A 10,890-nucleotide genomic window follows, 5' to 3' on the forward strand; every position below is an offset into this window, starting at 1 on the left:
CTTTGAAGATTAGGTTTGTTGGTCTTGCCCCTCAAGGCAGGTGGGGGGTGAAGTTTGCGTTAAGCGCTTTCGAGCAGTGCGGCTGCGGCAATTGGAACCTGGGCAGAGCCAGTTTTGACTCCGCCCAGCGCCAACATCGTCGGGGTGATGACGTTCGCCAGTTTCTGCCGTCTACGCCGGCAGCTTGCCTGAATCACGGCGTTGGTGCGGCGCATGGGGGTACGACCGAAGGTGGCAGCCAGCGGTGTTGGGGACTGGAAGTAGACGGCGCAATTGCGCTACCAGGGTCAGCCGTTCTGCCGTCAGGCAGGGCCGGCACGGCCAGGCGCGAGCAGCGCTAGCGAGGTCTCCTCGGTGACAACGTCGTTGACTGGCGGGGTGGGTCGGCTGGGGCGCTGGAGTCAGATCGAGGCGTTGTTCGACCCGTATCATGGCGGCGAAGTAGTCAGCCGCGACGGTCTGGTCGTGGACGCACGTAGATCAAGGTGGAGTTGAGCCGACGGTGTCCCGCAGCTTTTGGATCGAGGTGATGCGGCAGCCGGCGTTAGTGTTGCGTGGCACAGGTGGCGCAGGCGATGGGGGTAGACTTTGATGCCGGTGCGTACGCCAGCAGCCTTGATGCGACTGCGCAGTAAGTCCTTGCAGACCGGTTGGTTGCGGTAGAGAAAGACGTGGTTGGATTGGCCCTATCGCGCCCGGCCAGATAGGCTTGGAGCGCCTGCACGGTGATATCAGTGAGATAGACGGTGCGATCCTGCCGCCCCTGCCCCGGCGGACGGTGAGTTGGCGGGCAGTCAGATTGAGATCGTCGAGGCGCAGTTCTTCGACCTCACAGAGGCGTAGCCCGCCCCGCCACATGAGGTAGAAGGCGAAGCGATTGCCAGGGCATCGCGGGTGCTGATGCGATAGCTTGGCCTGAGCGACGCGTTGCCAGCTGGTCAGCGCGCAAACGACGCACCCTCATCGTCGGTCAAGAAACGGGGAGGCTATCCGGTTCCTTGAGATAGCGCAGGCGCAGCAACGCCTGCGGCACCCGGTGATCGTTGTCTTGCAGGAAGAGCACAAAGGCGTGCAAGGCTTGCCGGAGGTCTTGGTTGATGCTTTTGGCGGCGGCATAACCGGCAGCCAAGCGATCCACATAGGTCCAGGATGTATTGGCGTTTGACATCCGTTAACCGGGTCAGGCATGGTGTTCGCAACAAGCAGCGCCAGAGACGGAGGTGGCCGCTCCAGAAGCGTCGGATGTTGTCTTCCAGCCGAGCGGGCGCCAGTTGGCTTGAGCGGAGGTGTTGATAACGTCAGTGCCGGACACAAGCCACTGCGGTAGACTGGCGGTATGTAGGGTGCACCCCAAACGGGTGGGCCTTGCTTTCGAGTTGACCCCGCTCGCCGACGTAGGAAGCGGCGAAACTTGGCAACAGGGCGTTAGACACATGTCGGTCAATTCGGCACTCAGTTGTTTGGCTTGGATGTAGGCGACGCGCCTATTAGCTGGTCGGTGTCCAGGTCGGAGTTGGCTATGTGGCTTAAGATTGAGGCCCAAGACGTGACCGGCCGCGGGGATGTAGAGGATTCTGATAACGGGCAAAACTAGCGCCGCCACTGAGCAGCCACGCCTGATAGCGTTCCAGGAATGCAATGTTCTCGGTTGGCCCAGGCAGCCGTAGGCTGGGGCCGCGGCACAGCAGGCGGCATGGTGATCCGTGGCCGTAGTGCAGGGCCTGGTCGTAGCGTTGGGCAACTAAATGATCGGGAATGCGTTTAGGGTCCGTGATGCGCTCCCGCAGGCGCGGTGTCAGCCCAATTCTCGATTTGTGCGCAGGCGGCATTGTAGTCGGCTTGCACCTGACGATCATTGGCAGCCACGTAGATCTGCGTGGTTTCAGCCAGGCGTGGCCAAGCAGTTTCACGGATGGTAGTCACCGGCACGTCAGCGTTAGACAGGTCGTTGGCGAAGGTGTGGCGCAAACGCGGGTGGGCGGGAGGGTGGGGCGAAAACTGGCCTGTATGGTAGGCGAACGAAAACGCAGATGGATGGCCGTAGTGGAGAGACCCTGGCCTGTAGCCGACGAAGAGGGCGTCGCGGTGGACGTGCGGCGCACGGCCAGATAGGTACGTTACAGCCTGTTCAGCCTGCGGCGAAAGGTAGGCCGTGCGATCCTTGCTTACTTTGCCGTGAATTATCATGCAGAGCGTTTCGTCCAGAAAGAGGTCTGTGAGTCGCAGCGTCGCGACCTCCGAGATGCGCAGGCCACAGCGTAGATGAGGAGAAATATCGCCCGATCGCGGGTCAGTGATAACGGCGAAGAATTTGCGGATGGCATCTTGCTGAACAAGTCGTGGCAGGCGCTGTGGCTCGCGTAACCCATGCCGGTGCGGCAATACGGGCAGACCAACGTGGTGTCTCCCGTCTCAGCAAGAAAATGTAGAAAGCAGTGATGGCAGCCAGGCGGCGGTTGATTGTTCTGGGTTGACACCCTTGGCTGGCCTGTTGCCTCACGAAGCGGTCAACATCCCTGGCAACCGGCGACGGCGACGGGCCGGCAGTGCAACGGTCGCCGCGAGGTTCAACGACGCCGACGAACGGCGCTTCACCGGGCAGGTGCTGGACGAGGTGGCGGGCGGGTTGTATTTCTACAACGCGAGATACTACGACCCGGCGCTGGGGCGGTTCATCAGTGCGGATACGCTGGTGCTGTAACCAACAAACTACACCCCAAGCATCGCAACCTGTTTTCTCTGCGGACGTTATTACCGTCACCGACCCGCGCCACCCCCTGTGCGGACGGACGATGCCGCTGCTCGCGACCCACGAAAGACCCGGTCAAACCTGGTTCGAGGTCGAACAGGCCCCTGGCATACGCCGCTGGCTCCCTGTGAGCGTAACCGACCAGAGCAGCCTGGCGCAACCACATGCCTCGTGTCCCCTCGACTGGCATTCTGTGCGACAATTGCTGGCACACTACACGGCGATCATCGCCGGGCCAGAGGAGGACGCAGCAGATGGATGCCCAGATGAGAGGGGAGAAGACGGAACTGCGGCCGGTGCCATCGAGTCCGATGGCGCCAAGCGCAGTGTGGGGGAGTATGACGGAGGCGCAACAGGAACGCGTGCGTCGGATCGTGGCGCAGGTCTGCCGGGAGCGGCTGGACGAGGAGCGGTGCGATGAGCCAGCGTGAAGGGTCCAGCAAAGTGAGCGAGAAGCACCTGGCGCGGATGGCTTACGTCTATATTCGGCAATCCACGCTCCAGCAAGTGGTACGCAACCCGGAGAGCCAGGTCAACCAACGGCAGATGGTGGGGCGGGCGATTGGGTTGGGGTGGTCGGCGGAGCGCATCGAGGTGATAGACGAAGATCAAGGGCGCTCAGGCAGCGACAGCGCAAGTCGGAGCGGATTCCAGCGACTGGTGACGGAAGTCAGCATGGGGCGGGTCGGCATCATCATCGGCTACGAAGTATCGCGCCTTGCGCGGAACAACGGAGACTGGTATCATTTGCTTGACTTGGCGGCCGTATGCGACACGCTGATTGCCGACCACGACGGCGTCTACCATCCGCGGCAATTCAACGACCGGCTCTTGTTGGGACTGAAGGGGACAATGAGTGAGGCAGAACTCCACATTCTGAAGCAACGATTGGAAGAGGGACGGCTGCGGCAAGTGGAACGGGGAGCATACCGCCAGGTGTTGCCGACGGGACTGGGACGGGCCGCCGACGGGCGGGTGGAGAAAGACCCGGACGAGCGGGTGCGCGGGAGCATCGAGTTGGTGCTGGCAAAATTCGCCGAATTGGGGAGTTGCGGGCAGGTGTTGCACTACCTGCGGCGCGCAGAACTGCTGCTACCGCGTCGCCAGCTGCATGGAGCAGTGCGCGGAGAGATCGTGTGGAAGCCACCAACAGACACGGCGATCTACGAGATCGTGCGCAATCCGGCCTATGCAGGTGCGTTTGTGTATGGGCGAAGGCGCCACACGCCGGGACAGCCGCCAGCCGTGCGGGGGCGTCGGCCGCAAGAGGAATGGATCGCCATTGTGTGCGACGTCTACCCGGCCTACATTACGTGGGCGCAGTACGAAGCGAACCAGGCGCAGTTGGTCCGGAATGGACAGCGCACCGGCGGTGCAGATCTACGCGCGGTGGGCGCAACACGGGAAGGGCCTGGTTTGCTGCAAGGACTGGCGGTGTGCGGACACTGCGGCTACCATCGTCAAGTGATGTACAAAGAAGGTTATCACCACTACCCGTGCCAGAACATGCGGCGCCGGTACGGCGTGGCGGCCTGTCCCACGATTCACGGGCCCAGGGTGGACGCGGCGGTCACACAAGCCTTCTTTGCGGCCCTGCGCCCGGCCAACCTCGACGTACTGGCAGAGGTATTAGCGGCACAGCGCACAGAACAGGAACAGCTGACGGCGCAATGGGCCGCACAGGTCAAGCAAGCCGAGTACGAAGCGCAGCGGGCGCAGCGGCAGTACAGCCAGGTCGAGCCGGAGAACCGACTGGTGGCGGGCGAACTGGAGCGGCGCTGGGAGGAAAAGCTACGCCAGTTACGCAACGTCGAGGAAACGGCGCAGCGCTGGCGTGAACGCAACAGTGCGCCGCAGAAGATCACGCCCGAGCTGCGTGAGCAATTTGCCCACCTCTCGGCGCACCTGCCCGCAGTATGGGAAGGTTGCACACCTGCACAGCGCAAAACCCTGCTGCGCAGCCTGGTCGAGCGGGTGATCCTGAGACGAGACATAGCCGACCGGGTGCATGTGCGCATCGTGTGGCTCTCCGGCCACTACACCGACTTGGAAGTGCAGACGCCGGTCGGCGTACAAACGACCGTCAACGGCTATGCGGCGATGGTGGAACGAGTGGGCGCATTGCATGCGCAGGGCCTGGACGACACCCAGATTGCGGCGCAACTGAGTCGGGAGGGCTTCCACTCAGCGCGGCGCAGCGATGTGGCGGAGGATGCCGTGACGACGATTCGGCATGCATACAGGTGGCTCGACCGAACCGGTCCTCGACCGGTCGTGCGCGAGGGATATCATACCGTCCCCGCACTGGCGCAACGCCTGGGCGTCAGGCCCCAGTGGGTCTACCGCCGACTGCATACCGGTCAGATCGAAGCCGAATACGTGACCCGCGACCCACAGACACAGCAGTACTGGATTCAGGATGATCCAGCATTGATATCGCGCCTGCAGATCCAGGCGTGATACTAATTGCAAGGTTAGGAGGGCATTGTGATGATACGATCGTCCCCCAGCCGGGGAATCCGCAGAGTCTCAACAGGTACAGCTATGCCCTGAACAACCCTCTTGGGGCGGTCGATCGCACAGGTCACTGGCCTGAATGGGTGAACAACACCTTCAGCTATGCCATGGGTGCAGCATCTCAGTATCTGAATAACGTGTCACTGGGCGCATTTGCGGCACTTGCTGTGCATGGTGATCTGTCGTTAATTGAAAACGAAAGCTACCAACAGGGGCGCGAACTGGGAGCGATGGTGAGCGATGCTCAGGCCAAGTTCGAAATCGCCACTGGAATTGGCATGGCTGCTGCTGGGACTGCTGCCATTGCGCCGACGTTAGGAGGTGGCGGTGTGTGTGCCCTTGCAACTGCAGGCGTATGCGCATTACCAGCAGGGGGAGCTTTGGTCGCCGAAGGTGCCATGGTCGCAGGTGGCGGCGCGTTAGCCGGACATGGCACAGGAGTACTGCTGTATGCCAAGAGCCATCCCGTCGAGAGTAAAACGTTTGAGAACAAGAGTGGTCAACGACAAGTTGTCAACGGTGAAAAAATAGGAGTTGATTGGGAAGCCACGGGCAAGGAAGGCAGAGTACACGTGCAAGTAGGCACCAGAAAGTTCTATATTGACGATCCTTCTGATCTCAGTGCCCTACCCAAACACCTACAGAAGGATCGTTGGCTTCAAGACGAGATTAGAAAACGGTTTGAGAATCTTCAGGAGTATCTTAATAAATAGCTTCTGTTACCGGAGGGATGACTAACATGCCAACACATGAGACCAGACAGAGAGTATCTATGACTCTGAAGTGGAGCGTCTCCTATACTAACCAAGGTAAATACGCCGGAGGAGGAATTCTCAACGATACTTCTCATATAGAGAACGAAACATGGGTCGAAATAATGGATGACCCCTCAGATGCGGGCACTACCGGCAGATTGCAGCTCCACATCGGAAGCACGCGATGCTCATTTGAAGAACTCGGGGTCTTTTTGCTGGCACTTGCTCGTTATCGACCACCAGAGCCAGGTTATAGTTGCAGTTTCGATCTGACGGATCAACAGGGCAAGCCTGTTCTTCATCTGGTAGTCCACCTCCCAGAAGAAAGCGCCGATTATCGCCCAAAGTTCGTTCAGATTCATGTAGGTGGGCATGGCGTAGTCGGTGAGAATGGGGCGATAGAGGATCGCAGCCTTCCGATCCACGAGCCATTCCTGCCGCTGCCAGTGCGAGATGCGCTCGACATGGAAGCTTTGCGCGCCGAAGGCCGATTGGAGGCATTCCGCCAAGCCTTGAAGTGCCAAGGGAACGAAACGGAGATCATTCAAGCTCTTCGTCGCGCAATGAGCGACACCGTAAACCAACCACGTGCAATGATGGACGGTTACTTAGAAGGGTTACAGGATGCCATCATGCTCATTACGCCACAAAAGCAAGACTGATATCTGCTCTGGATGCCAATCGTCGCTACTCGGCACCCAACCAAAACAACGCACCGCCTGTAGGGCGACTCGGCAGGTCAAGCATCACGCACGACGTGTTTGCGCGCGACTATTCCCGGCGCTGTACACAACCATCACTCACATCGGCGAGGTGAGAAGTATTGGCACGACGGCAACGCGATGCGGAGGATCACTGGTTGACCGACATGTCTGGCGGCGTCACGGCGAGCTACGTCTATGATGCGGACGGCAACCGGGTCAAGGAGACCATCGGCCCGATTTTCGGCCACGAATTGCACGAATCGAAACGAAGACAGAAGCTTGATTCGTGCAAATTAGTGAAATTCGTGGCAGAAAGCCGGGCGGATTCTTGCCACGAATGCCACGAATGACACGAATTGACACGAAAGGCCCTAAATTCGTGCAAATTAGTGAAATTCGTGGCAGAGAAAGCTGGGCGCACGGTGGGCGGCACGACCTTGTATTTCTATCAGTCTCGCTTCTACGCTCCTTCTTTGCCCCTGCAGCTCCGTTGCAAGCCATGCCGATCTGCAAGCCGGCCAGCTTCCGCCGCGCGGGTGAGCGCGGCCAGGCTTCGACTTCATGCTCACCCCAACGCGTCCACATCAGCGCGGCCGTGCAATCGTTGGCGTGCCACTCGTGGTACTTCGCCAGCTCCACGTAGGGCTCCAGATCCTTGACGTTTGCGCTGCGCGTGACGTGCGTGATCCAGTCCTGCCAGGTTTCCGCAGCTTCGGACAGACGCTGCAACCGCTTGAGCAGTTGCCCTAACCGGCTGTAGGTTTGCAGGCGCACGTCGTCCGGCAGCGGATGCGAGAGCGCGTCGCGATAGGCGCGCTCGGCCTCCGCGGGCCGCCCGGCCTGGTCGTAGGTGTACCCCAGGGCCGCCATGTCGAGCGCGTGGATCGTCTCGCCGGCCCACGGATCGGCCAGCAGGCGGGTCAACGTGGCGGCCAGCGTGACCATGGAGAGGATGTCTTCCAGGTTGTGATAGAAAACGCCGACCAGGTCCTGGGCATCGCCCGTCTGCAGGTACTGAAAGTAGAGGGAGGGAATCAACCAGCCCGGCACGTCGGCCTGATCGCGGCGCAGCCCCAGGATCTGCGTTTCCAGGCTGCTGAGCGCGCAGGAGGGCAGGCGCTGGCGCCAGACGCGTCGCGCCGGGTGCAGCAGATCGAGATGCGGCGCGGTGGTCAGGCGCGGGGTCTGACGGTGCATGATGAAGCGATTGGTCAGCAGCGGTAGATCGAAGCGCGACCGTTGAAGAAACGAGGCCCGTGGCTGCATCAGCACGCCGGCCGGCGCGTGTAAGCCAGCGCGTAGCGGCTGCGCAGCGTTGAGCCAGGATAGACCACCTCGCGCACGAAGCATGGCCCGTGCGGCGTCTCGATCTCCTGACCGGGGATCAGGATCTCGATGCTGCGGCCGGTCGGGGTCGCCAATGGCCGGACAGGGGGGCGCGGCGCTGTTGCGCCTGGGGTCATCCCCCGGCTGATTCCCAGCCGGTCAGCGATCCGATCGAGTTGTGCCTGCAGGTCTGCGTTCATGAGCCGTCAACTGCTGGGGATGATCAAGGCCAACACGACGAGGCTGGTGTTGTAGAGCGTGTGCAGGGCGATGGACATGGTCAGGTTGCCGCGCTGACGGATGATGCCCAGGACCAGGCCCAGCACGAAAACCTGCACGACGGCGGGGCTAAGGCCGTACTGCACATGGATGACCGCGAACAGAAACGAGGTGAGGATCAGGCCAAAGCGCGGCTGCAGCGCGCCGCGGAAGATCAACTCTTCACCCAGGCCGGCCGACAGCCCGATGGTGAGCGCACCCAGCGGCGTGATCAGGCCGCCAAAGAGCGCGTTCGACACCTTGCCGATGCGCTCGAAACTGACCGGATCGAAGTTTGCCCAGGCCCAGGCCACCCCTTGATCGAGCAAGACGAAGAGGACGGCCAGACCGGCGACCAGGCCCCACTGACGCGCGCTGGGCATGTGCAGTCCGAGGCGATTGGTGACTTCATCGGTGGTGCGGCGCAACCAGAGGCCCCGCCGAACAGCCCCATGATGATGAAGGCCGCGCCCTGCTGCCACAGCTCTGAGATGCCGAGCAGGCTGCCCATTATCCGAGAGTGAATCAAGCTGCCGCCCAGCATGCTAACTGAATGGGCACAGGCCCGAGCAGATACACAGCGAATACCAGCGCGGTGGCATGAACCACTGACGCGGGGTCGAGCGGCAACACGCGGGCCAGGCCGCGGCGCAGCGCAGGAATGACAGGCAGGAAGGCGAGCAGGCCGGTTGCCAACAGCCAAAGCCCCAGCGCAGTCCAGTGAGGCTGGAAGGGCAGGTCGTTGAGCGGATTGTCCGCCTGCGTTGCCAGCATGGCCGGCATGAGCAAGCAGATAAAGCTGAAGAGAATCATGACGATATTGAGCAGCGTCACCAACAGGTAGGTGAGGATGCGCCAGCCGGCGCTGCGCTCGGCCAGGTTGGCCGCGATCAGCAGCGCGATGAAAGGAACGAACTGCAAGAAGACCATCGGATCGAACCGTCCTTTACTTGTAACTACTCAGCCGGTGCGCTGTTGTAAGAGCGATTGAAATCGCGCCTGATGGGCGTACCGCCGGGCGTCCACCTGCGTGGACGCGATGCTGGTCGGCGCAGGCCGACCTGGCGGCGGAACGCCCTTGCGGCCCGAATTCATTCGGCGGCTGTAGTCGGCGCAAGGTACCTGAATAGTTACCTTTATTTTAGCTTTCGAGATTTTCCAGTGCCCGCGCCACGTTGGCCGGCACATGCCCCTGGGTGACCGCGCGCAGGAAGGCCAGCACGCGGCCGGCCGTGACGCCGCCGGCCGCGGCGCGGCGTAGCGCGGTCTGCGTGATGCGATAGCGGAAATCGGGCTGGCTGGCCTCCCACTGCGTGCAGCGCGCCACCCGAAAGCGATCGAACGCGGCCGCGCTGTGGGGCACATATACGTTGAAATCGGCCTCCGCGAATGGGAGCGGGCGGCGGTGCATTGACCCGGTGCGGTTGACCGGCCAGCCAGGCCGCGCCCTGACTCGTCACGCGCAGGGTGTCCAGTGGGCCGTGCTCGCCGGCCGTTTCGCCGTGTCCTGATGCGCCGATGTCGAGCGCGCCCAGCCAGTGCAGCGGACCGGCGATCAGGAAGCGCAGCAGCGCGCCTTCGACCTCATCCCAGTGCTCGAAGCCCAGCAGGTAGGTGGATTCGTGACTGCGCCGGATGTACCAGGTGGTGTAGATGCCATCGCTGCGCTGAAAATCGGGATCATGCCGCCGTATGGCTGCCACCAGATCCTCGCGGCGGTGCCAGACCCCAGGGCGGATGGTAGCCAGGTGGACCAGCAGGCGGCGTCGCGTCGCCACTGCATCATTGCGCCAGCCGCTGCCCTCACAACGCAGGTCGGGCACGCGGCGCAGATCGTCCCACTCCGGTGGAGGCAAGCCAGGCCTGCCAGAGGGCATGGGCGATCCGGCGCCGGCGCTTGCAGCCAACTGCGCGCCGGCGTCGCCAGCAGACGCAACCGCCGCCGTGCGTTCGCGGCGCCAGCGGCAATTGCAGCGACGCGCCGGTCGTCACGCTGGCGCTGGGGAGCCAGGCCAGGACATCAACCGGCACAAAGATGAAGTCGCCGGTTTCGCCGCCGACCGTGGCAAACGCACGGCCGATCAGCCCCTGATACCAGAGCACTTCAGCCGCGTTGATGGGCGCCAGCCAGGGCTGTTCACGCGCCAGCCAGGCCGGTCCGCCCTGACGCACCTCGCCGGCCAGGCGGGCAAACGACGGCGCAGTCATCGCGCCGCCGGCCTGCACGAGCGCCGCCAGCAGCGTCTGCGCCGTCTCCGGCAGCACGAAATTACTTTGCCGCTGATGGCCCCTGGCCTATACCATCTTCCCCGCTGACCTGATCCCTGATCTGGTGCCGGTCCTCAGGGCAGTTGGATGACCTAAACATTGTGTTGATCGCCATGTGCGCCTGTTTGTCATGCTGGCGCCGCCGAGGTGGTGGCATTCCATCGGGGCCAGACCCACTAGCCAGCAGCGTAGACCCTGGCGACGCCGCCAGTACGCCGGGCAGCGGCGCGGAGAGACGAAGGGCCGCGTGGTGGATGGCACCTACCGGGTGATGGACAAAGTAGCATGAGTGAATCGCTGGCAGACGCCGACC

General features: G+C 62.1%; 15 protein-coding genes. 7 read left to right on the plus strand and 8 right to left on the minus strand.

Annotated elements, in window-relative coordinates; translation table 11 throughout:
* Positions 1-354: 354 nt before the first annotated feature.
* A complete protein-coding gene (locus IPF85_RS19160) occupies positions 355-495 on the plus strand; it encodes a hypothetical protein (RefSeq protein ID WP_343409665.1) in 141 nt (46 codons plus the stop codon).
* Positions 496-970: 475 nt separating this feature from the next.
* On the opposite strand, the gene IPF85_RS19165 is transcribed toward IPF85_RS19160, so the two are convergent.
* Positions 971-1,168: a hypothetical protein gene (locus tag IPF85_RS19165; protein WP_343409666.1), complete on the minus strand. Its 198-nt coding sequence runs from the start codon at positions 1,166-1,168 to the stop codon at positions 971-973.
* A 593-nt stretch (positions 1,169-1,761) separates the two neighbouring features.
* Entirely contained in the window at positions 1,762-2,382 is a 621-nt protein-coding gene (locus IPF85_RS19170) for a tyrosine-type recombinase/integrase (RefSeq protein WP_343409667.1), read from the minus strand.
* Between the two features lie 109 nt (positions 2,383-2,491).
* Between IPF85_RS19170 and IPF85_RS19175 the strand changes: the two genes are divergently transcribed.
* The 5 genes from IPF85_RS19175 to IPF85_RS19195 all read left to right on the plus strand — a co-directional run bounded on the left by IPF85_RS19175 (position 2,492) and on the right by IPF85_RS19195 (position 6,683).
* Complete coding sequence (locus tag IPF85_RS19175) at positions 2,492-2,701, plus strand: RHS repeat-associated core domain-containing protein (protein WP_343409668.1); 210 nt, start codon at positions 2,492-2,494, stop codon at positions 2,699-2,701.
* Positions 2,702-3,003: 302 nt separating this feature from the next.
* Positions 3,004-3,180: a hypothetical protein gene (locus tag IPF85_RS19180; RefSeq protein ID WP_343409669.1), complete on the plus strand. Its 177-nt coding sequence runs from the start codon at positions 3,004-3,006 to the stop codon at positions 3,178-3,180.
* Complete coding sequence (locus IPF85_RS19185; protein ID WP_343409670.1) at positions 3,167-5,209, plus strand: recombinase family protein; 2,043 nt, start codon at positions 3,167-3,169, stop codon at positions 5,207-5,209. Before IPF85_RS19180 ends, IPF85_RS19185 begins: the two co-directional genes overlap by 14 nt.
* A gap of 140 nt (positions 5,210-5,349) precedes the next feature.
* Positions 5,350-5,979: a hypothetical protein gene (locus tag IPF85_RS19190; protein WP_343409671.1), complete on the plus strand. Its 630-nt coding sequence runs from the start codon at positions 5,350-5,352 to the stop codon at positions 5,977-5,979.
* Between the two features lie 59 nt (positions 5,980-6,038).
* Positions 6,039-6,683, plus strand: coding sequence for a hypothetical protein (locus IPF85_RS19195; protein ID WP_343409672.1), 645 nt, complete (start codon positions 6,039-6,041; stop codon positions 6,681-6,683).
* Between the two features lie 258 nt (positions 6,684-6,941).
* Here IPF85_RS19195 and IPF85_RS19200 read toward each other — a convergent pair whose 3' ends face one another.
* From IPF85_RS19200 to IPF85_RS19225, 6 genes are all read right to left on the minus strand, one after another.
* Positions 6,942-7,991 carry a ribonuclease H-like domain-containing protein gene (locus IPF85_RS19200; protein ID WP_343409673.1) on the minus strand — a complete coding sequence of 350 codons (1,050 nt, stop codon included), beginning with the start codon at positions 7,989-7,991 and terminating at the stop codon, positions 6,942-6,944.
* On the minus strand, positions 7,991-8,251 hold the full coding sequence (locus IPF85_RS19205; RefSeq protein WP_343409674.1) for a hypothetical protein: 261 nt from the start codon (positions 8,249-8,251) through the stop codon (positions 7,991-7,993). The genes IPF85_RS19200 and IPF85_RS19205 overlap by 1 nt, the downstream gene beginning before the upstream one ends.
* 6 nt (positions 8,252-8,257) lie before the next feature.
* Positions 8,258-8,737 (minus strand): CPBP family intramembrane glutamic endopeptidase, encoded by a 480-nt coding sequence (locus IPF85_RS19210; RefSeq protein WP_343409675.1) that lies wholly within the window; start codon positions 8,735-8,737, stop codon positions 8,258-8,260.
* A gap of 97 nt (positions 8,738-8,834) precedes the next feature.
* Entirely contained in the window at positions 8,835-9,239 is a 405-nt protein-coding gene (locus tag IPF85_RS19215; RefSeq protein WP_343409676.1) for a hypothetical protein, read from the minus strand.
* 206 nt (positions 9,240-9,445) lie between these two features.
* A complete protein-coding gene (locus tag IPF85_RS19220) occupies positions 9,446-10,165 on the minus strand; it encodes a hypothetical protein (RefSeq protein WP_343409677.1) in 720 nt (239 codons plus the stop codon).
* Complete coding sequence (locus IPF85_RS19225; RefSeq protein WP_343409678.1) at positions 10,113-10,574, minus strand: hypothetical protein; 462 nt, start codon at positions 10,572-10,574, stop codon at positions 10,113-10,115. Before IPF85_RS19225 ends, IPF85_RS19220 begins: the two co-directional genes overlap by 53 nt.
* Before the next feature lie 118 nt (positions 10,575-10,692).
* On the opposite strand from IPF85_RS19225, the gene IPF85_RS19230 reads away from it, so the two are divergent.
* Positions 10,693-10,866 carry a hypothetical protein gene (locus tag IPF85_RS19230; protein WP_343409679.1) on the plus strand — a complete coding sequence of 58 codons (174 nt, stop codon included), beginning with the start codon at positions 10,693-10,695 and terminating at the stop codon, positions 10,864-10,866.
* Positions 10,867-10,890 lie beyond the last annotated feature (24 nt).

Origin of the sequence: Candidatus Amarolinea dominans (assembly GCF_016704685.1) — a bacterium.
Lineage (GTDB): Bacteria > Chloroflexota > Anaerolineae > SSC4 > Amarolineaceae > Amarolinea > Amarolinea dominans.

Excerpts from the sequence above, each read along its gene's own strand:
- IPF85_RS19165 (WP_343409666.1), bottom strand. The coding sequence starts at position 1,168 with ATGTCAAACGCCAATACATCCTGGACCTATGTGGATCGCTTGGCTGCC.
- IPF85_RS19180 (WP_343409669.1), top strand. The coding sequence starts at position 3,004 with ATGGATGCCCAGATGAGAGGGGAGAAGACGGAACTGCGGCCGGTGCCA.
- IPF85_RS19185 (WP_343409670.1), top strand. The coding sequence starts at position 3,167 with ATGAGCCAGCGTGAAGGGTCCAGCAAAGTGAGCGAGAAGCACCTGGCG.
- IPF85_RS19195 (WP_343409672.1), top strand. The coding sequence starts at position 6,039 with ATGACTCTGAAGTGGAGCGTCTCCTATACTAACCAAGGTAAATACGCC.
- IPF85_RS19200 (WP_343409673.1), bottom strand. The coding sequence starts at position 7,991 with ATGCAGCCACGGGCCTCGTTTCTTCAACGGTCGCGCTTCGATCTACCG.
- IPF85_RS19205 (WP_343409674.1), bottom strand. The coding sequence starts at position 8,251 with ATGAACGCAGACCTGCAGGCACAACTCGATCGGATCGCTGACCGGCTG.
- IPF85_RS19215 (WP_343409676.1), bottom strand. The coding sequence starts at position 9,239 with ATGGTCTTCTTGCAGTTCGTTCCTTTCATCGCGCTGCTGATCGCGGCC.